Raw genomic sequence first — 19,049 nt, 5'->3', positions numbered from 1 at the left:
AGAAGAAGATGAGCTTCGACTGGCCAACCGCGCTTCCCCTCATCTTCGCCGGCCTGATGGGCCTCGCCATCCTGATCTACGTCATTCTCGACGGTTTCGATCTCGGCATCGGCATCCTGTTCGCCGCCGCCGAAGACGCCGAACAGGATACGATGATTGCCGCGATCGGCCCGTTCTGGGACGCCAACGAAACCTGGCTGGTGCTGGCCGTCGGCCTGCTGCTGGTCGCCTTCCCGCTGGCGCATGGCGTCATCCTGACGGCGCTCTACATTCCGGTCTTCGTGCTTTTGCTCGGGCTGATCCTGCGCGGCGTTGCCTTCGATTTCCGCGCCAAGGTGCCAGCTGGCCGGAAGCATCGCTGGAACCGTATTTTCTTCCTGGGTTCGCTCATCGCCTCACTGGCGCAGGGCTACATGCTGGGTGTCTATGTGCTCGGCCTCGATGTCGGCCTCGGCGGCATGGCGTTCGGCGTGCTGGTGGCGTTCTGCCTTGCCGCCGCCTACGCGGCGATGGGTGCCGCCTGGGTGATCTACAAGACCGAAGGCGAGCTGCAGAAGAAGGCGGTGCGCTGGCTGCGCACGACGCTGGTGCTGACCGCACTCGGCATGGCCGCGGTGTCGCTGGCGACGCCCTTCGCCAGCCCGCGCATCTTCGACAAATGGTTCGTCTGGCCGGAGATGCTTTATCTGTCGCCGCTGCCGATCCTGTCGGCGCTGCTGTTTCTGTGGCTGTGGCGGCAGACCTTCCATCTGCCGAAGCCCGACGACCGCCATTCACTGACGCCGTTCCTGACGCTGGCGGCCATCTTCGCGCTTGGCTTTGCCGGCCTCGCCTGGTCGTTCTACCCGTTCGTGGTGCCGGATCGCCTGACCATCTGGCAGGCAGCCTCGGCACCGGAAAGCCTGGCCATCATCCTGGCCGGCACCGTGGTGGTGCTGCCGATCATCATCTTCTATTCCTTCTATGCCTACCGGGTGTTCGGCGGCAAGGCGACCGACCTGACCTACGATTGATCCGCTCCATCTCTTTGACGCAAAGCGCCATGGGCTTTCTCAGGAAGGGCTGCTTTCAGATCAGCCCGGAATCGCGCGCGGCAGCTGTGGCCTCGCCACGCGAGATGGCATCCAGCTTACCCAGAACCGCGGAGACATGGTGATCGACGGTTTTTGGTGAAATGGTCAGATGCTCTGCGATCCGCTTGTTGGAGAAGCCGCGCTCGATCAGTTGCAGCACTTCCATCTGGCGTTGGGTCAGGCCGGCGCTGTTGGCGCGCGTGGTCTGGCGCGGCCCCCGGGCGATGCGAATGACGCCGTTGCGCCGCATGATTTCGCGCACATGGCTCGCAACCGGCTTGGCTCCAAGGGTCTCGAATATCTCGAGTGCCGCACGCTGCGCCGGCTCATCGCCCTGGGCGAGCGCGAGCGCACGTTCATAAGGTGCGTTGAGATCCGCCCAGACCGCGGCCGCCCCTTGCCAGTCGCCAGCCAGGAGCATTCGGTACGGCGCGGCCATGCCGGCCGTATCCCCCGCGTCGCTACCGGCGGAGAGGATCTGGCGCCAGCTGGCCAGTTCGGCAAACATAGCCCGCGTCGGCGACAGGGTCTCGGCAAGGTCGATCAGCCGCAGCGCCTCGGCGATTTCCGCCTCGCCGAGCCATGCCTGCTCGGCGACGATGGCGGCGTACGGCAACAGCCGCTGCAATTCGGCTCCCCTTTCCAGGAACCGATTCATTTCCGCCAGCAGTGGCTCGGCCGAAGGATCTCCGCGCCGAAGACGCAGTTTCACCAGGGCCACCAAAGCGGGATAGCGGACCAGCGCCGTCGCCTGGTCATTGCTTATGACATCCAGAGCCTCGGCGGCGGCTTCGTTCCAGTATCCCTGACGCAACAACAACTGTGCCCGAACCCCACGCATATAGTCACGCCAAGTCGCCAGATCGTTCTCGACGCAATAGTCGATGCCGCGATCAAGGAAGGATTGAGCCTGGCTGTAGCCCAATTGGTTGATCTCGCCACAGGCGCAATTGGTGAAGGCACGCGCGGCGTGCTCCTGAAAATTCTGCTCCAGCGCGATTTCAAGGCTGCGGGCGAGATGCAGCCGGCTGCTGGCCAGATCCAGCCACTGCTCGGCGGCGCCGACATTGTTGAGCGCGTGACAAACGACATCCTGCCGGTCCAGCTGCTCGGCAAGCTCGATCGCCCTGCCGCCCAGCGACAGGGTCTCGTCGAGCCTCTCGGCCAGCATCGCCAGCTGCGAAAGGTTCGAATAGGCCATGGCAAGTTCGGCACTGGCGGGAACTGCCTCCAGCAACGCGACCGCCTGGGCGCCGAACAGGTCGGCTGCCGGGCGGTCGCCCAACAGATAGGCGAAGCGCGATAGCCACCTGAGGCTGTCGCCTTCCTTCAGCGTGTTGCCAAGCGCCTTTTGCAACGCGCGGGCTTGTTCCTGCGCCTTGATGGCCTCGTCAATGCGGGCGATCAAGTGACACTCGAAGGCATACTGCTCGTAAAGTCCGGCGCGTTCTTCCACGGGCAAGGTGTCGGCCTGCCGCAAGGCGACCTCATAGTAGCCGGCGGCGTCGCGATGGGCGCCGACACGCGAAGCCTCGCGCGCGGCGATCGGCGCGAATTCGCGCACCGCCTCGAAATTGTGCGCTTCCACGGCGTGATGGACCAGGCGTGCGGTGGCGACGCCGCCGTTTTCAAGCAGCGCCGACAGCGCGCGCTGGTTGAACAGTCTCCTGTAACTTGTCGTCAGCATCATCTCGATGGCGCGGCGTGCGATTTCATGGCGGAAGGCATAGCCATCGCCCAGATCGTCGAGCAGCCCATTCGACACACATTCCGCCAGCTGTCCGGCGCTGGCGACGCCGCACAGGCCCTGCAGAGCCCAAGCATCGGCCCGCCTGGGAAACACCGACACCGCGTCCAGCATCGAGCGGGCACCGGCGGACAGCCGTTCGGCCCGCGCCACAACGGCGTCCCGCACGCTGGCCGGTGGCGTCATCTCATTGTCGGCACACAGGAGCTCGGTGACGAAGAAGGCATTGCCGGCGGTGACCCGGTAGATGGCGTCGCCATCTCGGCCGGCAGCGCTGGCGAGCGACAGGACGGCCGCCTCGCTCAACAGCGGCACGTCGATACGGGCAACGTTGCCCGACGGAATTTCACCCAGCGCCCGGCGCACACGCGCCTGTCCTTCGCTGCGGTCGGTGCGCGCCGTCAACAGGACCAGGATGTGGGTGTTGGCGATGCGCCGGCCAAGAAAGCGGACGAAATCGAGCGTCGCGTCGTCCGCCCAATGCAGATCCTCGATTACCAGAAGCGTCGGCTGGGTCCTTGTCTCGAACACGTCGAGGGCACCGGAGAACAGTGGCAGCCGCTGACCCTGCCTGGCGTCGATCGCCTGCGGCATCGCCCATTGCGCCTCGCGGGCGAGGTCATAGAGCGGTCCGAGCGGATCGGGGATCGACAGGTCCTCGCAGGCGCTGCGCAAGATGCGCGTAGCCTTGGCCGCGCCGGCGACGAAGGCCTCGACCAGTGCGGTCTTGCCGGCGCCGGCCTCGCCCGACAACGCCACCACGCTGCCGCGACCACGCGCGGCTTCGGCGAGAAGTCCGTCCAGCTGCTCCAGCTGTGTCTGCCGTTCCAGAAGCATGATCATCCGCTTTTCGTGATCCGGGTCGCCGCCGCACCCCGCTTTCGTCAGGCAGGATAGCGCGGCCCGGTATCGGCTTTGTGGCTCCAGCAGTGAACGCCGTTAACATGGGGAATCGTCCCACGAAACATAGGGAAAGGTTCCGATGCGCGCCCCTGGCGAGCGTGATCAATGTCCTCCGCGCTCAAAACCGGGCGTGAAACAGTAAAAAGGAACCTGATATGCCTCGCTATGTGGTTGAACGTACATTTCCCAACGGCCTCAGCGTGCCGGTGAACGAGGCCGGCGCCGATGCGCTGGGCGGCGTCATCATGCGCAACGCGGAGAAAGGCGTGACTTGGGTGCAGTCCTTCGTCTCGCCCGACAAGAAGCAGAGCTTCTGCATCTATGACGCGCCTTCGCCGGAAGCGATCCGCAGCACGGCCCAGAAAAACGCGCTGCCTGTCGACAAGATCACGGAGGTGCGGGTTCTTGACCCTTACTTTTACCGTTGACCCGATCGATGAGTATCAAACTGCCCTTCGCGGCGACGGCAGCGTGCCTGACGAATCGTTCAGCGGGCCGTCGGCGGCGTCGAGACCCGTCGGACGAGACCCGTTACCGGGCCGGGCTTTCTGGCGGCTGGCCTCGCTGCTGTTCGCGCCATTGCGCAAGAGTCGGCGTCGATTGCCTCCGCAGGACGATTATCTGAGACGCGACATCGGCCTGCCGGAGCTCGAGGGTCTGCCGCACTACTGGGACTTCACCCGGTACCAATGATGCGTGCAGCCGAGATCCGACGTCGCAGCGGGAGCGGCGGCTCCCGCGCGCCATCAACAAGGAGGAGAGAACATGAACATCCATCTGTGGACCAAACACCTCATCAACCTGTCGATCGCGGCCACGGCGGCCAATGCTCACAACGCTGGCGCGCTGGACGAGAAGGTGCGGGCAGCCAACAGCCGCTTCGAGAACGTGGCGATGGCGACGGCCGAGGGCTATGCGCCGATCCCTTGCGCCAGCGGCATCACCGGCGGCGCCATGGGCATCCACTATGTCAATGCCGGTTATCTGAAGGACGATGCGGTCGAACTCGCCAAGCCCGAGGCGGTGATGTACGAGCCGATGGCAAACGGCAAGCTGAGGCTGGTGGCCGTCGAGTACATCACCTCGAAAGGTCCGGCTTCGCTGGAAGGGCAGCTGTTCAATTTCGACAGCGCGCCCAACCGCTACGGTCTAGGCCCGTTCTATGAACTGCATGTCTGGGCCTGGAAGAAGAACCCGGCCGGCACCTTCGCCGACATGAACCCGACTGTGTCGTGTGACGCGATGAAGGCCATGTAGCCGGCAGGGGCGGGGCGGCTGAGTGCGCAAATCTCCCCCCGCGAGGGGGAGATTGGGCATTCTTAGTTGCTCGCCGACAGCACCAGCACCGGCTTCTCGCTATAGAGCGCCGGGAACAGGGCCTTCAGGTTCGCCACCTTGGGCAGGTCGTTGTAGACGATGTAGGGATAGGTCGGGTTCAGCGTCAGGAAGTCCTGATGATAATTCTCGGCCGGATAGAAGGTCTTGCCGGTTTCCAGCGTGGTGACGATCGGCTCCGGGAACACCTTGGCCTGGTCGAGCTGGGCGATGTAGCTTTGCGCGATCTTCTTTTGGGCATCGTTTTCGGCGAAGATCGTCGAGCGGTACTGCGTGCCGGAGTCCGGACCCTGGAAATTCAGCTGGGTCGGGTTGTGGGCGACCGAGAAATAGACCTGCAGCAGCTGGCCGTAGGTCACCTTCGACGGATCGTAGGTGATCTCGACGGATTCGGCATGCCCGGTGCGGCCTGAGCCGACCGTCTCGTAGACGGCGGTGTCCTTGTCGCCGCCGGTGTAGCCGGAGACGGCCTTGGTGACGCCCTTGACGTGCTGGAACACGCCCTGCACGCCCCAGAAACAACCGCCGGCGAAGACTGCCTTTTCAGTGCCGGTGGCCGCCTTCTCGTCGAGCGCCGGCGGCGGGATCTTCACCGCGTCCTCGGCCGAAACCGCCGGCGTCAGCCAGAAGGCGGCGCCCGCGGCGGCCAGCGCAAGAGCGGCGAGCGCGCTGCGGAAGACGTTCGACGATTGTCTGATGACTGGTTTTTGAATGTCGGTCATGGCTTGAGCTCCTGTGACGTCCATCATGTGGAGTCTATTGGATAAGATACGATCATGCGACGGGCGAGTTGCGGCCGAAGCCTCACTTTCACGTGCATCCGGCTTCGGACCCGCGGGACCGAAGCCGGAAACAGCACCGCCTTTACTTGGCCGGAGCCATCGCATCCGTTGCCGGCTTCATGGCGTCAGCCGCCGGCTTCATGGAATTGGTGGCCATCGGGTCGGCAGGCTTCATCGCATCCGTTGCAGGTTTCATGGCGTCTGCGGCCGGCTTCATCGCATCCGCGGCCGGTTTCATGGCATTTGCAGCCGGCTTCATCGCATTGGTCGCGTCGTCGGCACGGGCGATGCCGCCGGCAAACAGCGCCGTCGAGCACAGAGCGAGAGCGAGCGCCGGCAGCGTCAGGCGGGAAGTGGTCATGATGATCTCCTTGGGGTTGGCGTTGAAGGCGCGCCCTCTTGGCGGCCGTGCTATGCGGCGCCGCTCCATGCGGCGTTGCGCAATTTCTTGTCGAAGCGCGATCTAGTCGGTCGCGGCAGCCAGGATCGGTCCGCCACCGGGCGACTGCACGAGCACGGCGGTGCTCAGGCCGCCGGACGCGGCGGGCAGAGGATATGTCGCGGCCGCGCCGGTCCAGCTGCCGAGTTTTTCGAGCGCATGCACGACATTGGCGTGCGGCAAGGTGCGGCCGGTGTTTTCGCCGCGCGAAACCGGCACCTCGACCACGCCCTTGGCATAGCGCACCAGCCAGACATCGGCGTGGCCGCCAGGTGCGGCGCCGGCGCCGATGCTGATCCTGCCGCCATCGAGTGACAATGCCGGGCCGCTTGTCCGGCCGCTCGCCGCAATCAGCTTTTCGATTTCGCCGGGTGCGGCACCGACGACATCGGCATGGCCGTTGACCACCACTTGCGGCGTGAACGGCCCGTCATGACCGAGCGCCGGCTCATAACTGACCTGGCGCCGGGTGAATTCCTGTTTTCCGAAGATATCCTTCCAGCCGAGATAGTCCCAGTAGGTGACGTTGAACGACAGCGCCAGCACGCCGGGCTGGTCCTTGACCTTGATCAGATTGGCATTGGCCGGCGGGCAGGACGAGCAGCCCTGGCTGGTGAACAGCTCGACCACGCTGAGCGGCTGGGCCGCCGCCGCACCGAGCGACGCTGCCAGCGCAATCGCCGAGAGGCTGGACACTTTGATGAACGTACAGGATCGCGACATCGGCTTGCTCCGTGGGCGGCGGCGCCTGGAAGCACCGCAGATATCCCCACTTCGCCGCTGTCGGCGCCTTCGTTACAGCGCTCACCGGTTTGTGATCGGGCCGCAGGCGTTCTTCCCTTCTCCCCCTGTGGGAGAAGGGAAGAACGCGCCCCTACCGCCAAGGCTGTAGGCTGGTATCCCGTACATAGGCGATGATGGTATCGCTAACGGCGTTCATGTCTTTCAGAACGTCATCGTTCCAAAAGCGCAGAATGCGAAAGCCTTTCTCTTCCAGGTGAGTTTTGCGGACGCTGTCAGACTCCAACTCCGCATGCTGGCTGCCATCGATCTCGACGACCAAGCGTGCTTCGAAGCAGACGAAATCGGCAATGTACTTTCCAATGGGAACCTGGCGCCGAAATTTTATCCGGTCGAGCCTGCGGTCGCGCAGTTCATGCCACAGCCGGTCTTCCGCTTCCGTCATTACACGCCGGAGCGAACGGGCGAAGCTTCGTTTGGCTGGCGGGACAGGTTGATGCGGCATGGCTTAGATTAGCCAGCTATTGCGCTCCGTCCAGCACCCCTCATCCGTCTCGGCGCTACGCGCCGATCCACCTTCTCCCGCAAGGGGAGAAGGCAAGAGGAGCAGCATCTACTGCGTCAGCAGTGTGTCGGACGGTCGCTTGTTGAAGTCGCACTTGCCCATCACGCTGTAGAAGAAGTCGGCGTTCGTAACGTCTGGCAGTGGAGGATTGTTGCCGCCGTCTTCCCATGCCTGATCGCTGGTCTCGCTGCAGGGCACCACGGCGAAGATGTCGACGACCGTGTTGCTGGCAACCTCGACGGGGAGGTATTTGGAAGGGTTCAGGGCCTTTTGTGCCGCGGTGCTGTACCCGGCGCCGAGGTAGAGCCGGTTCGACGTGTCTGTATTGTTCGACCTGAGCGGGTTGACCGGCCCGGACGGCACATCCATCTGCAGATAGAGCTTGTCCATCGTGCTCACGTTGATTGTTGCGCCACTGCTGTTTCCGGCGGAATTCGTGGTCGCGCACGTCGTCTTGAAATAGACGGTGGAGCCGTTCGTTTTTCCGCTTTTTGCCACCGCGGTGCTTTTGTAAACTCCCGCAGTGGCCGTGAAATCGGTTGTTGATCCTACTGTCGTGCACAGTTGGGTCTGAACCAGCGTATCGGTTGGTCCCGTGGTAATAGTTGTCGTCCCGTAACCTTTCGGCTCGGCAGCGGTATAGGTCTTACCACCGCTCGTATAGGAATAACTATACGCTTTGTAGTTGTAGTTGGCCTTCATCATGGCCGTCGGCGTGGTCGTGGAGGTCCAACCGTAGGGAAGGCCGTACAGAGTCATGGTCTTGTTCCAGTAGCCCGAAACGTGATCGACATTGAACGTAGCTTCGACCAGCGCCGGCGTCTTGCTCACCGCCGACGCGACGCCGACCGTTACCGTGGGAATCCTGGCGATCTGCATGAACACGGTCGGCATGGCGAAACTTGCCGAGGCCTGCGCGGTGGCGGTGCCGTTGGCGCTGACGTCGAAGCTGTTCAGGGTCGCTGCGCCCCGCCCGCCGTTTTCTCTGTAGGTATCCTGGAGCATCACCTGGCGCTGCGGCTTCGTCGAGGCCGTATCCATCGTGGTGATCGACAGGATCGCGGCGTCGAGTGCCGCCTGCTCGGTCGACCTGGTCTGGACAGCGGAGGTGTAGTCGACGGAAAAGCCGATCGCGGTGATCAACGGTATCATGGCAAGAATGAGTATCGGTGCGAACGAGCCGCTCCGCGACTCGATAAAACTGCCTGCAAGCCCCCGCATGCCTTCGTCCTTACATCAGATATTTCCCTCCGCTAACATCCCGTTCGCAAATTATGCTCTAACGGGCTTGGTTAAAATTTATAGATTTTTCGCGAAAAGCGCGAAAAAAGCGACAGGTGCCCGTGCTGCCTGCTCCGGCAAAGGCGCACAGCTTGCTCGGGCAAGCCACCCCTGCTAAACGCGCGCCATGAGCACGCCCCTCGACCACATCCGCAATTTCTCCATCGTCGCCCATATCGACCATGGCAAATCCACGCTTGCCGACAGGCTGATCCAGCTGACCGGCGGGCTGGAGCTGCGCGACATGAAGGAGCAGGTGCTGGACTCGATGGACATCGAGCGCGAGCGCGGCATCACCATCAAGGCGCAGACGGTGCGGCTGAAATACCGCGCCAACAATGGCGAGGACTATATCCTCAATTTGATCGACACGCCCGGACATGTCGACTTCGCCTATGAAGTGTCGCGGTCGCTGGCCGCCTGCGAGGGCTCGCTGCTGGTCGTCGATGCCTCCCAGGGCGTCGAGGCGCAGACGCTGGCCAATGTCTACCAGGCGATCGACAACAACCACGAGATCGTCGTGGTGCTGAACAAGGTCGACCTGCCGGCCGCCGAGCCCGAGCGCATCCGCGAGCAGGTCGAGGAGGTGATCGGCATCGACGCCTCCAACGCCGTGCTGATCTCGGCCAAGACCGGCCTCGGCATTCCGGATGTCCTGGAGGCCATCGTCCACCAATTGCCGCCGCCGCGCGAAGGCGACGCCACGGCACCCCTGAAGGCGATGCTGGTCGACAGCTGGTACGACGCCTATCTCGGCGTCATCGTGCTGGTGCGCGTCATCGACGGCGTGCTGAAGAAGGGCCAGACCATCCGCATGATGGGCACCGGCGCCAAATATCTGGTCGAGCGCACCGGCGTGTTCACACCGGCGCGCATCAATGTCGACGAGCTCGGCCCCGGCGAATTCGGCTTCTTCACCGGCTCGATCAAGGAAGTGGCCGACACGCGCGTCGGCGACACCATCACCGAGGACAAGCGCGCCACCGCCAAGGCGCTGCCCGGCTTCAAGCCGGCGCAGCCTGTGGTGTTCTGCGGCCTGTTCCCGGTCGACGCCGCCGATTTCGAGGATCTGCGCGCCGCAGTCGGCAAATTGCGCCTCAACGACGCCAGCTTCTCTTTTGAAATGGAAACCAGCGCCGCGCTCGGCTTCGGCTATCGCTGCGGCTTCCTTGGCCTCTTACATCTCGAAATCATCCAGGAGCGGCTGGAGCGCGAGTTCAACCTCGACCTGATCGCCACGGCACCCAGCGTCGTCTACCGGCTGGCTCTGACCGACGGCTCGATGAAGGAACTGCACAACCCGGCCGACATGCCCGACGTGGTCAAGATCTCGGCGATCGAGGAGCCGTGGATCCGCGCCACCATATTGACCCCCGACGACTATCTCGGCGGCATATTGAAACTCTGCCAGGACCGGCGCGGCATCCAGGCCGACCTGTCCTATGTCGGCAAGCGCGCCATGCTGATCTACGATCTGCCGCTCAACGAGGTCGTCTTCGATTTCTACGACCGGCTGAAGTCGATCTCCAAGGGCTACGCCTCCTTCGACTATCACCTGACCGACTACCGCGAGGGCGACCTGGTGAAGATGTCGATCCTGGTCAATGAGGAGCCGGTCGACGCGCTGTCCATGCTGGTGCACCGCACGGCGGCGGAAAAGCGCGGAAGGCAGATGTGCGAGAAGCTCAAGGAGCTGATCCCGAACCATCTGTTCAAGATCCCGATCCAGGCGGCAATAGGCGGCAAGGTCATCGCCCGAGAAACCATCTCGGCGCTGCGCAAGGACGTCACCGCCAAATGCTACGGCGGCGACGTCTCGCGCAAACGCAAGCTGCTGGACAAGCAGAAAGAAGGCAAGAAGCGGATGCGGCAGTTCGGGAAGGTGGACATTCCGCAGGAGGCGTTTATCCAGGCCTTGAAGATGGGGGACTAGGTCCTTAAGTAGTTTCAAAATAGAAAAAGGGTGCTAAACTGGCCGTGGCTCGGGGGTGATTCATGGCAGCAATTGCAGACTACATTTCTGAAATAATTAGCTTTCTAGTAGGTCTGGGCGCTGGTTCGCTCATAACATTTCAAATTATCAAAAATCGAGCAGGCCCTGGTGGAAACGCCGTTAATCAGGGTGGCGCTACCGCTGGTGGCGACTTAGTAGGACGTGACAAGACGATCACGAAGTAACGTGTCGATAAAGGCGCGTAGCGTGACGGCAAATTCAACCACAGTCGATCAGTCGGGAGCCAGCGCGGGTCGCGACATGGCGGCTCGCGACATCAACCATACTTACAAGAACATCGCCGCAAACCGCGTAAGCGCGATCGAAAAGCTGTTACAAAAGCTTGAGCTTGAAATTGAAAGAAATCAAGTAGCCAGAGACACCATCGACAGACTCAAACGGTTCTATTCTCAACGATCGCACGACGGTGTTCGGGGACTACGCGCAAAGTTGAGCGTGAGTGGCCGAGAGGATTCCTACTCTGATGCCATCGAAATGAAGGAAATGTTCGTCAAACTTCTAGAGCGCTGGTCTCATTATTATTCTGCTCAACAGATAATCGTATATCTGTTGGCGAGAGCTGAACGGCAGTTTAATGATATAATCCTCCCACAAATTTCTACATGTGGCGTGGTGGAAATAAACAAGTTCATGAATGAGCTAATTGTGATTCCAACTGTTGAGGACTGCGGTGCAAGCGTCCTGGAGGTAGATCATAACACCGCAATGGGGATGATTTACTGGCTGGCAGAACAATGTTTCGTCCGTTGGCATAAATGACTCAGCTCTCCTTTCAGCCTGCTTTTGACGCTTTTCATGCGGTTTTTAGGTTTTTACGTCTACGAAATGTGCTCGGCCCTTCGGAGGCGCTGGCCTACGATAAGTTGCGGATTCTGGATTTCTACCTTTTGTTCCCTCACAAAGTTCGGGACATTCGGCTGACAGCCCAGCATCAGAAGTTCAAAAAGCTATCAGACCGATATGCTTTTACTAAACCTTATGGCGAGCTACCCGATGCCAGGTTGGTATTCGAACGTATGCGCCCTATGCAAGCAGCGGCCATTCAAACCCTTGCCGCCAAGTCTTTGGTGAGTGTCGATGCGCTTGCGCAAAAGGAAGTTAGAGCCACAGGGTCCACAATTCCTCGGAGTCTCGCGGAACGAGTAGCCGAGATCAACGAATCTCAGTCCGACCTCATGGATTTCTTGGCCACTCTGGCATCGGACTATCCTCTGCAAGGGGATAACGGGCTGAAGGCGAGAACTGGCCTGTTGGAGCATCGATATGATGCGGTATGAGCCTACGCTGATAGTGACGCGTGTTGTGGTCGAGCGGGGTCATCTCGTTGTTTACAACGAACAGTTCCATGAGGGCGTTAATGTCGTCCGTGGTGATAATTCCTCCGGAAAATCGACTGTTTTAAATTTCATCTTCTATGGACTCGGGGGAGAACTCGCCGATTGGAGCGCAGTGGCTCGCCTTTGCACGAGAGTTGTCGTTGAGGCGCGTATAAACGGGCGCATAGTGACCCTTAGCAGAGAGATTTCCGAGTCGACCGGGCAGCAGCCAATGGAAGTTTTTGGTGGCCCATACGAGATGGCGACAGGGGCTGCCCGATCCGACTGGATACGCTATCCATATAGAGGTACGAGCAATCGCGAGAGCTTTTCGCAAGCAATATTTGGCCTCCTGGGAATTCCGGAGGTATCAAGCGATCTGTCCGGCAACATAACTATGCATCAGATACTTAGATTGCTGTACGCTGACCAGCTAAGCCCAATAGAGGACATCTTTCGTTTCGAAAGATTTGATCAAGCAAATTTGCGAGATACGGTAGGACGACTCCTTTGTGGCGCATACGATAGCGATCTTTACGATAACGAGCAAAAAATAAAGGAGTATAGCAAAGAGCTGGACAAGGTAATTGGGCAGCTACACTCGCTATTTACGATATTGGGCAGAGTAGGAGGGCCGGACCAGGGATTAACTACCGAATGGATTCAGGCTCAGAGACATAACCTGGAGAAGGACCGGGCTGCGGTTCAGACTGCGATCGAACAATCTGAGGCCGCACTTTTTTCCAGCGATGCAAAGGACCAATTCACACTGGACTCGCAAGAAACCGCTTACAGGCGGGTCCAAGAGATTCAGTCGAGCCTCGTGCGGACCCGTCAAGAGCGTGACGCCCTCACGCTTACGATCGCTGATTCCGATGCTTTCATTGTTAGCCTCCGGAACAAGATCGAGGCCCTGAAGGACTCTGAGAATGTGGTCGAAAATATCGGAGAGGTCAGTTTTCAGTGGTGTCCAGCCTGCTACGCGCCTTTGGAGGATGAGCCTGCTCCACATTCTTGCCATTTGTGCAAAACGCCATTTGACTCCGAACAGACCCAAGTACGCATTTCCGGTCTGATTCTTGACACCAGCCTCCAGATCAACCAATCGGAGGAACTTCAAAGGAAGCGAAGTGAGCGCCTAACCCGATTGGATATTTCACTGCGGCGACTCGAAGAAGATTGGCAACAGGCGTCCCAACATCTTGCTTCGGTGCAACGATTGCCATCGACTACATTACGAGACCGTATCGGAGAATTGCACCGACGAGCCGGATACTTGGAGAGACAGGTCGAAGATTTAGATCAGAAGGCCAAATTGGTTGAAACTATACGAGAGCTTTCGAGTCGGCGCGAGGAGCTGGAAGGTGCTATCGCTGGGCTAAAATCCTACAATGATGCACTTCGCGCTCAACAGCAGAATAGACTATCCATCGCCTATACTCGTATCTCTAACGAGGTTAAGGAGCTTCTACGCAACGATTTGAGGCGGCAAGATATATTTGAGGACCCTGAAACTATCAGCTTTACGTTTGGGCAAAACAAGATCGCTGTAGACGGGGAGAATTACTTCTCGGCTAGCTCCAGAGCGATTTTGAAAAGCAGCTTCTACCTGGGATTCCTTGCTGCAGCAACTAAGACGGAGTTCTTTCGCCATCCCCGCTTCTGCATGATTGATACTCACGAAAACATGGGGGTGGAGGCAATCCGCAGCCAAAACTTCCAACTGCAAATCCTCCGTATCTCGAAGGAAAGTAAGGTAGAGCATCAGATAATCTACGCGACTGCGATGATCGAGCCGATCTTGGAAGACGAAGCATATGCAGTCGGGGCGTTTTCCACGAGCGACGAAAAGACGATTGATATCAGGTTAAATTGAAGTGTGAGTCGGGATGGCATCATATCCTGCGCGAACGCGGCGATGGGGCCACGAAATGGCCATTTCTCCGATTGCGTGGCTCTGAGAAGCGCGACTGTTGTGTTCGGGAGGGCAGACCCACCTCGGGGTATTCTCTCCCCTCAAATGCGCACCACATCAGACACCACCGCCGCGGTCGGCCTTGCGGCGGCGCCTTCGGGCTGGCCGGCACCTTCGTCGCCAGCGCGCCGCTGCGCGAAACGCTCTGGACGATCGACGGCGTGGCTCTCGTGGTCGCCACCGCGCTGCTGACGATGAAACACCAGCGGCTGGGCAATGATTGCATAGCGGCCGGCTTCCTGACCTTCCTGGCCGGCGAGACCCTGTTGATGGCCGGCAATGCGGCGGGGCTTGAGGCCAGCGTGCCGTCCTATGTCGGCGGCATCTCGCTTTGGGCGGCCGCACTGGTCATGGTCAGCGCGCCGAAGACATTCGCCCTGTGGATGCGCCTCACCGCGCTCGTGGCCGCCGCGCTGTTTGTCGTCTCGGCTTGCATGATCCTCTGGGGCGCGCCCTTGCTGCCGACCTCGGCGCCGCTGCCCGCCGCCGGCTATCCGTTCCTGGTGCTGACCTTTGTCGGCTGGATCTGGACGCTGCTGAAGCCGGCCCGGTGAGCCTTTGTTCGCTTCCGTACCAAACGTCCGGCCTGGTTGATCGGGCATCGGCGGAACGGTAAAAAATCCGGGCGGCGGACCCAGGTTCGCCAGTGGCCGGCGCGGGCTCAGGCAACTGCCTCACCGGCATTCGCGCCGGCCATTTTCAACCCGTCAGATGATCGCAGCGATCCACCGGCTAGCCCTGCACTTGAAGGGGCGCTGACGCTTCTGACCTTCTCCCCTTGTGGGAGAAGGTGGATCGGCGCGCAGCGCCGAGACGGATGAGGGGTGCGTGACGGAGTGAGGCGGTGAAGGTTCTGCTCTGGTTCAGGGCGTTTACTGTTGGCGTATCGCCAAGCTGGAACACCCCTCATCCGTCTTGCCGCTGCGCGGCAATCCACCTTCTCCCACAAGGGGAGAAGGTTAGAAATGCCGGCGCATCACCGTCGCCCGGCCCTTCGCAGGCTCAGAGCGTTCGAGGCTCGTAAAGCCAAGCAATTGGCTTTACGTCCGCTAGCGCGGACCGCCTCTCAACTCTCAATCCACACCTTCTCAAAGTGCTGCTCCAGCGCCTGGTGCTGTTCGCAGCCTTCGACGCCTTTGCGACAGGTCCGGTAGACCGAGCGCCAGTAGGGTTGGATGATGATGCCCGAGTCGCGCAGATTCTGCTCGATCTTGCCCATGATCTCCTTGCGCGCCTTGGCGTCGGGTGTCGCCAGTGCCTTGTCTAGCAGCGTGTCGAATTCGGGATTGGCGTAGGCGCTTTCGTTCCAGGCGGCGCCGGATTTATACGCCAGCGCCAGCACCTGGACGCCGAGCGGGCGGCCGAGCCATTCGGTGCAGGAGAAGGGGTATTTGCTCCAGTCGTTCCAGAAGGTGGCGGCCGGCAGCACGGTGCGCTTGATCTTGAGGCCGGCCTCGCGCATCTGCGCGCCGATGGCGTCGCCGGTGCTCTTTTGCCATTCGACATCGACGGAGATGAGCTCGAATTCGTGGTCTGATTTGCCGGCCTCGGCCAACAGCTTCTTCGACTGCTCGACGTCACGCTTCGCCGGGCCGATATCGGCATATTCGGGGTGCATGGGGCCGACATGGTGATTTTCGGCGGGCTTGCCGCGGCCGCCGAGACCGAGCGCCAGCACGGCGGCATTGTCGACGGCGAGCTGGGCGGCGCGGCGCACCTTGACGTCGTCATAGGGCGCGTTGGCGACATTGAAGCGGGCGACGATGGTCGAGCCGGTGGCGATCTCGGAGTTCATCAGCCCCATCTGCTCGGTCTGCGAGACGGCATCGGAAGCGGTCTCGTGGTCGGTGTCGATCTCGCCGGATTCGAAGGCCGAGAGCATGGCGTTGGGGTCGGAGCCGTAGTCGACCCATTTGATGCCGTCCAAGTAGAATTCGCCCTTCCACCAGGGCTTGTCTTTGCGCTTCACCTCGGCACCGGTCTCGGCATCCCAGCTGACCAGCTCGCAGGGACCGGTGGTGATGGCCAGCGCCTTCAGGGGATCGCCGTCGCCCTCATAGGAGCGGTGCATGATCAGTGCGGGATAGTCGGCCATGCCGGCGATCAGCGAGATGTCGGGCTTGGGCAGGTTCAGCTTGATGGTGAAGTCATCGACCTTTTCGATGCCGCCATCGACCACCTTCTTGGTGTCGGCATTGACCAGCGCGCCCATGCGCGCGGCGACCGAATTGCCGGGCACCGAGGCATCGCACCAGCGGGTGAGGTTGTGGATGACATCGTCGGCGTTGAAGGCATCGCCGTTCGACCACGAGATGCCCTTGCGCACATGCAGGGTCAGCATCCTGGCGTCGTCGCTCGCCTCCCAGCTTTCGAGCAGCCAGGGCTCGAAGGAGAAGTCGGTGTTCCAGCGCACCAGATATTCGTTGCAGTGGCGGGCAACGTTGGACATCTCGACGCCGTCGAAGGTGCGCGGGTCCTTGAAACCCTTGACGTTCATGGCGACGCGCAGGACGCCGCCCTTCTTGGGTTCCGCCGCGCGGGCAGGGATGGTGCCAAGTCCGCCCAGCGCCAGCGCCCCGGCGGCGCTGACGCCGAGCCCGGCCATCAGCGCCAGATATTCGCGGCGGTTGATGCCGCCGGCCTTGAAATCGTCGGCCACGGGTTTGGCTTGCGGGTGGAGTTTGCGGTCGGTCAGCATGAATTTCATCGTCGTTCCCCTGTTGTTGATGCATGCCGCCCAAAAGTGCCCAGCGGTTTTGGGACAATGGCATGCACAGAAAAATCGCCCCGGCCGATCGACAGGCGCGGGGGCGGACGCGACCGCCGGGGCGCCGTTGCCTGAGGGGGAATGATAGAGCGGGGTGACGCCGCGGAGTGTTCGCTTTTCCGCAGTGATTGTGCGGGGTTCCGCGGGGGGAGTCGGCGATTGGCGTATGCGTTGGACGATGGCGCGGCGCGAATCTCCCTCCTTGAGGGGGAGATGTCGCCGAAGGCGACAGAGGGGGTCGGTACGACGGGACTCGACCTCCTATGTTCCATTGTTGAAAAGAGGATGCCGGCGCTTCACGCGAGACGCCCCCTCACCCAGCCTCCGCTTCGCTCGGCTGACCTCTCCCCGAGGGGAGAGGAGACTTGCAGCGCCGGCGCTTCCCTCTTCTCCCCAGCGGGGAGAAGGTGGCCGCGAAGCGGCCGGATGAGGGGGCCTTCGCTATGTTCAATACGGCCACTCACCCCTGCCCAGCGCTGCAACCGCAGCCACGATCCGCGCAAACGCTTCCGCCGCCGCCGGCACCGTGGTGCGGGCACGCAGGAAGCTGTGCACCAGCCTCGGCTCTTCGTGCCACCACGCCTTGCCGCCGGCGGCCAGAATGCGGTCGCGGTAGGTCTCGCCATCCGAGGACAACGGGTCGCATTCGGGGGTGACGATCACCGTCGGCGGCAGGCCGGTGAAATCCTTGTCGCGCAGCGGCGCAAAAGTCGGATCGTCAAGCGATTGGCGCCTGGCCGAACGGACGTCGCGGTAGAAGGCGATGTCGGCCACCGACAGCAGCGGCGCGTCGGCGTGTTCGATGTAGGAGCCGGCGCGCTCGTCGCCGCCGAGCTCGGGGTAGATCAGCACCTGGCCAATGGCAGCGCTGGCGTGGCGGCGCGTCGCCTGCGCCACCGCCGCGGCGAGATTGCCGCCGGCGCTTTCGCCGCACAGCACCAGCGGCAGGCCTGATCTCGCCGCTGCCCATTCGAAGGCGGCCACCGCATCATCGAAGGCGGCGGGATGAAGATGCTCCGGCGCCAGCCGGTAATCGACCGACAGCACGTCGAAACCTGTGCCGGCGCAGAGCTCGGCGCAGATGTCGTCATGGCTTTCGAGCCCGCCGAGGATGAAGCCGCCGCCGTGGTAGTAGACCACCATCGCCTTGGCGGCGTTGCCCTCGAGCCGGTAGCGCCGGACCGGGATGTCGCGGCCGGCGGCGGCGATCAGCCCGTCGCTGGCCTTGACGCCGGGCGGGCGGCCCTGGTGGAAAGCCCGGCTCATCCTGTCATAGACGGCGCGCTGCTTGTCGATCGGCAGGCCGATGATCTCGGGCGGATGCCAGGCGTTGACGGCGTCGATATAGGCCCAAAGGGCCGGGTCGAGCCGTGTTTCGTAGGGGCCGCGCGTCATAGATCGGCGTAGAGCGCGGCCGCGTTGTCGAAGCTGAAACGCAGCGGCACCGAGCCCTCGACCTGCCAGACGGTGACGGTTTCGCCGGCCAGCAGCCGGCAGGCGCCGTCGGTGTCGGTGACGGCGCCGCCATAGAGCCGGTTGGCGAGGTTGAGGATCCCGGTCTGGTGCATGGCCGCGCTGCCGCTGCCGCAGGCATCCTTGACCAGCAGCACGCGAAAGCCTTTGGCCACCGCATCCTTGACCGACGCGTCGATGCAGGCCTCGGTCCAGACGCCTGATATGACCAACCATTCGATGCCGGCCGACTTGATGTCGCCCGCCGCCGGCCCGGTGCGGAAGGCGCTGGCCTCGGCCTTGATCAGCAGCGCCTCGCCCTTGGCCGGCGCCACCTCATGGCAGATTTCGGTCAGCGGATCGCTCTTGTCGGAAAAGGCCGACTTGCCGTCCTCGCCGAGCGGATGAAACGGGCGGTCCTGCTTGTCGAGATCGACGATGTAGGCCCAGTGGTAGAGCGGCACCTGGTTCCGCCGCGCCGCCGCCTGCAGGCGCTGGACGTTGGCGAGGATCGTGGGAAAGCCCTCGACGAGGTAGCGCGGGTCCTGCCGGTGCTCTTCCTGCAGGTCGATGAAGATCGCGGCCACCGTGCCGGGCTTGAGGGAGATGGGCGTTTTCATGCGGCGCCTGCGTGATGCATGGGCGAGGCAGTCAAAGAC

General features: G+C 61.8%; 18 protein-coding genes. 9 read left to right on the top strand and 9 right to left on the bottom strand.

Annotated elements, in window-relative coordinates; all coding sequences use genetic code 11:
• Window positions 1-8 precede the first annotated feature (8 nt).
• Entirely contained in the window at window positions 9-1,013 is a 1,005-nt protein-coding gene (locus EOC83_RS25605; RefSeq protein ID WP_013528683.1) for a cytochrome d ubiquinol oxidase subunit II, read from the top strand.
• A gap of 55 nt (window positions 1,014-1,068) precedes the next feature.
• Here the strand turns inward: EOC83_RS25605 and EOC83_RS25600 are convergent, their stop codons facing one another.
• A complete protein-coding gene (locus tag EOC83_RS25600) occupies window positions 1,069-3,657 on the bottom strand; it encodes an AAA family ATPase (RefSeq protein ID WP_063170411.1) in 2,589 nt (862 codons plus the stop codon).
• A 221-nt stretch (window positions 3,658-3,878) separates the two neighbouring features.
• Here EOC83_RS25600 and EOC83_RS25595 point away from each other — a divergent pair, with 221 nt between their 5' ends.
• The 3 genes from EOC83_RS25595 (at window position 3,879) to EOC83_RS25585 (ending at window position 4,980) form a co-directional block, all read left to right on the top strand.
• Window positions 3,879-4,151 (top strand): DUF4242 domain-containing protein, encoded by a 273-nt coding sequence (locus EOC83_RS25595; RefSeq protein WP_063169628.1) that lies wholly within the window; start codon window positions 3,879-3,881, stop codon window positions 4,149-4,151.
• Window positions 4,129-4,416: a hypothetical protein gene (locus tag EOC83_RS25590; RefSeq protein ID WP_013528686.1), complete on the top strand. Its 288-nt coding sequence runs from the start codon at window positions 4,129-4,131 to the stop codon at window positions 4,414-4,416. The genes EOC83_RS25595 and EOC83_RS25590 overlap by 23 nt, the downstream gene beginning before the upstream one ends.
• Window positions 4,417-4,488: 72 nt before the next feature.
• On the top strand, window positions 4,489-4,980 hold the full coding sequence (locus EOC83_RS25585) for a hypothetical protein (protein ID WP_063169627.1): 492 nt from the start codon (window positions 4,489-4,491) through the stop codon (window positions 4,978-4,980).
• A 62-nt stretch (window positions 4,981-5,042) separates the two neighbouring features.
• Here the strand turns inward: EOC83_RS25585 and msrA are convergent, their stop codons facing one another.
• The 5 genes from msrA to EOC83_RS25560 all read right to left on the bottom strand — a co-directional run bounded on the left by msrA (window position 5,043) and on the right by EOC83_RS25560 (window position 8,806).
• Window positions 5,043-5,780, bottom strand: coding sequence for a peptide-methionine (S)-S-oxide reductase MsrA (gene msrA / locus EOC83_RS25580; protein WP_063169626.1), 738 nt, complete (start codon window positions 5,778-5,780; stop codon window positions 5,043-5,045).
• Between the two features lie 142 nt (window positions 5,781-5,922).
• Complete coding sequence (locus EOC83_RS25575) at window positions 5,923-6,201, bottom strand: hypothetical protein (RefSeq protein WP_027162827.1); 279 nt, start codon at window positions 6,199-6,201, stop codon at window positions 5,923-5,925.
• 102 nt (window positions 6,202-6,303) lie between these two features.
• Entirely contained in the window at window positions 6,304-7,002 is a 699-nt protein-coding gene (locus tag EOC83_RS25570) for a DUF1223 domain-containing protein (protein ID WP_063169625.1), read from the bottom strand.
• A gap of 151 nt (window positions 7,003-7,153) precedes the next feature.
• Window positions 7,154-7,465 (bottom strand): endonuclease domain-containing protein, encoded by a 312-nt coding sequence (locus tag EOC83_RS25565; RefSeq protein ID WP_244514250.1) that lies wholly within the window; start codon window positions 7,463-7,465, stop codon window positions 7,154-7,156.
• Window positions 7,466-7,633: 168 nt separating this feature from the next.
• Window positions 7,634-8,806 carry a pilus assembly protein TadG-related protein gene (locus EOC83_RS25560; RefSeq protein ID WP_063169623.1) on the bottom strand — a complete coding sequence of 391 codons (1,173 nt, stop codon included), beginning with the start codon at window positions 8,804-8,806 and terminating at the stop codon, window positions 7,634-7,636.
• Between the two features lie 187 nt (window positions 8,807-8,993).
• On the opposite strand from EOC83_RS25560, the gene lepA reads away from it, so the two are divergent.
• The 5 genes from lepA (at window position 8,994) to EOC83_RS32895 (ending at window position 14,725) form a co-directional block, all read left to right on the top strand.
• A complete protein-coding gene (lepA, locus tag EOC83_RS25555) occupies window positions 8,994-10,799 on the top strand; it encodes a translation elongation factor 4 (protein WP_063169622.1) in 1,806 nt (601 codons plus the stop codon).
• 267 nt (window positions 10,800-11,066) lie between these two features.
• On the top strand, window positions 11,067-11,639 hold the full coding sequence (locus tag EOC83_RS25545; protein WP_063170410.1) for an ABC-three component system protein: 573 nt from the start codon (window positions 11,067-11,069) through the stop codon (window positions 11,637-11,639).
• Window positions 11,636-12,157, top strand: coding sequence for an ABC-three component system middle component 5 (locus EOC83_RS25540; RefSeq protein WP_063169621.1), 522 nt, complete (start codon window positions 11,636-11,638; stop codon window positions 12,155-12,157). The genes EOC83_RS25545 and EOC83_RS25540 overlap by 4 nt, the downstream gene beginning before the upstream one ends.
• Window positions 12,144-14,072, top strand: a complete 1,929-nt coding sequence (locus tag EOC83_RS25535; RefSeq protein WP_063169620.1) for an AAA family ATPase — start codon at window positions 12,144-12,146, stop codon at window positions 14,070-14,072. The genes EOC83_RS25540 and EOC83_RS25535 overlap by 14 nt, the downstream gene beginning before the upstream one ends.
• Before the next feature lie 260 nt (window positions 14,073-14,332).
• On the top strand, window positions 14,333-14,725 hold the full coding sequence (locus tag EOC83_RS32895) for a hypothetical protein (protein ID WP_244514249.1): 393 nt from the start codon (window positions 14,333-14,335) through the stop codon (window positions 14,723-14,725).
• Window positions 14,726-15,237: 512 nt separating this feature from the next.
• Here EOC83_RS32895 and EOC83_RS25520 read toward each other — a convergent pair.
• The 3 genes from EOC83_RS25520 to EOC83_RS25510 form a co-directional block, all read right to left on the bottom strand.
• On the bottom strand, window positions 15,238-16,878 hold the full coding sequence (locus EOC83_RS25520) for an ABC transporter substrate-binding protein (RefSeq protein WP_063169619.1): 1,641 nt from the start codon (window positions 16,876-16,878) through the stop codon (window positions 15,238-15,240).
• 507 nt (window positions 16,879-17,385) lie between these two features.
• Window positions 17,386-18,333 (bottom strand): alpha/beta hydrolase, encoded by a 948-nt coding sequence (locus EOC83_RS25515; protein ID WP_063169618.1) that lies wholly within the window; start codon window positions 18,331-18,333, stop codon window positions 17,386-17,388.
• A complete protein-coding gene (locus tag EOC83_RS25510; RefSeq protein WP_063169617.1) occupies window positions 18,330-19,010 on the bottom strand; it encodes an isochorismatase family protein in 681 nt (226 codons plus the stop codon). Before EOC83_RS25510 ends, EOC83_RS25515 begins: the two co-directional genes overlap by 4 nt.
• Window positions 19,011-19,049: the final 39 nt, after the last annotated feature.

It is taken from the genome of Mesorhizobium sp. Primo-A (assembly GCF_003997175.1).
In the GTDB taxonomy this organism is placed as follows: Bacteria; Pseudomonadota; Alphaproteobacteria; order Rhizobiales; family Rhizobiaceae; genus Mesorhizobium; species Mesorhizobium ciceri.
This window is presented reverse-complemented; position numbering and strand designations above follow the sequence as displayed.

Excerpts from the sequence above, each read along its gene's own strand:
- EOC83_RS25560 (WP_063169623.1), bottom strand. The coding sequence starts at position 8,806 with ATGCGGGGGCTTGCAGGCAGTTTTATCGAGTCGCGGAGCGGCTCGTTC.
- EOC83_RS25585 (WP_063169627.1), top strand. The coding sequence starts at position 4,489 with ATGAACATCCATCTGTGGACCAAACACCTCATCAACCTGTCGATCGCG.
- EOC83_RS25565 (WP_244514250.1), bottom strand. The coding sequence starts at position 7,465 with ATGACGGAAGCGGAAGACCGGCTGTGGCATGAACTGCGCGACCGCAGG.
- msrA (WP_063169626.1), bottom strand. The coding sequence starts at position 5,780 with ATGACCGACATTCAAAAACCAGTCATCAGACAATCGTCGAACGTCTTC.
- EOC83_RS25570 (WP_063169625.1), bottom strand. The coding sequence starts at position 7,002 with ATGTCGCGATCCTGTACGTTCATCAAAGTGTCCAGCCTCTCGGCGATT.
- EOC83_RS25515 (WP_063169618.1), bottom strand. The coding sequence starts at position 18,333 with ATGACGCGCGGCCCCTACGAAACACGGCTCGACCCGGCCCTTTGGGCC.
- lepA (WP_063169622.1), top strand. The coding sequence starts at position 8,994 with ATGAGCACGCCCCTCGACCACATCCGCAATTTCTCCATCGTCGCCCAT.
- EOC83_RS25605 (WP_013528683.1), top strand. The coding sequence starts at position 9 with ATGAGCTTCGACTGGCCAACCGCGCTTCCCCTCATCTTCGCCGGCCTG.
- EOC83_RS25520 (WP_063169619.1), bottom strand. The coding sequence starts at position 16,878 with ATGAAATTCATGCTGACCGACCGCAAACTCCACCCGCAAGCCAAACCC.
- EOC83_RS25535 (WP_063169620.1), top strand. The coding sequence starts at position 12,144 with ATGATGCGGTATGAGCCTACGCTGATAGTGACGCGTGTTGTGGTCGAG.
- EOC83_RS25540 (WP_063169621.1), top strand. The coding sequence starts at position 11,636 with ATGACTCAGCTCTCCTTTCAGCCTGCTTTTGACGCTTTTCATGCGGTT.
- EOC83_RS25575 (WP_027162827.1), bottom strand. The coding sequence starts at position 6,201 with ATGACCACTTCCCGCCTGACGCTGCCGGCGCTCGCTCTCGCTCTGTGC.
- EOC83_RS25600 (WP_063170411.1), bottom strand. The coding sequence starts at position 3,657 with ATGCTTCTGGAACGGCAGACACAGCTGGAGCAGCTGGACGGACTTCTC.
- EOC83_RS25595 (WP_063169628.1), top strand. The coding sequence starts at position 3,879 with ATGCCTCGCTATGTGGTTGAACGTACATTTCCCAACGGCCTCAGCGTG.
- EOC83_RS25510 (WP_063169617.1), bottom strand. The coding sequence starts at position 19,010 with ATGAAAACGCCCATCTCCCTCAAGCCCGGCACGGTGGCCGCGATCTTC.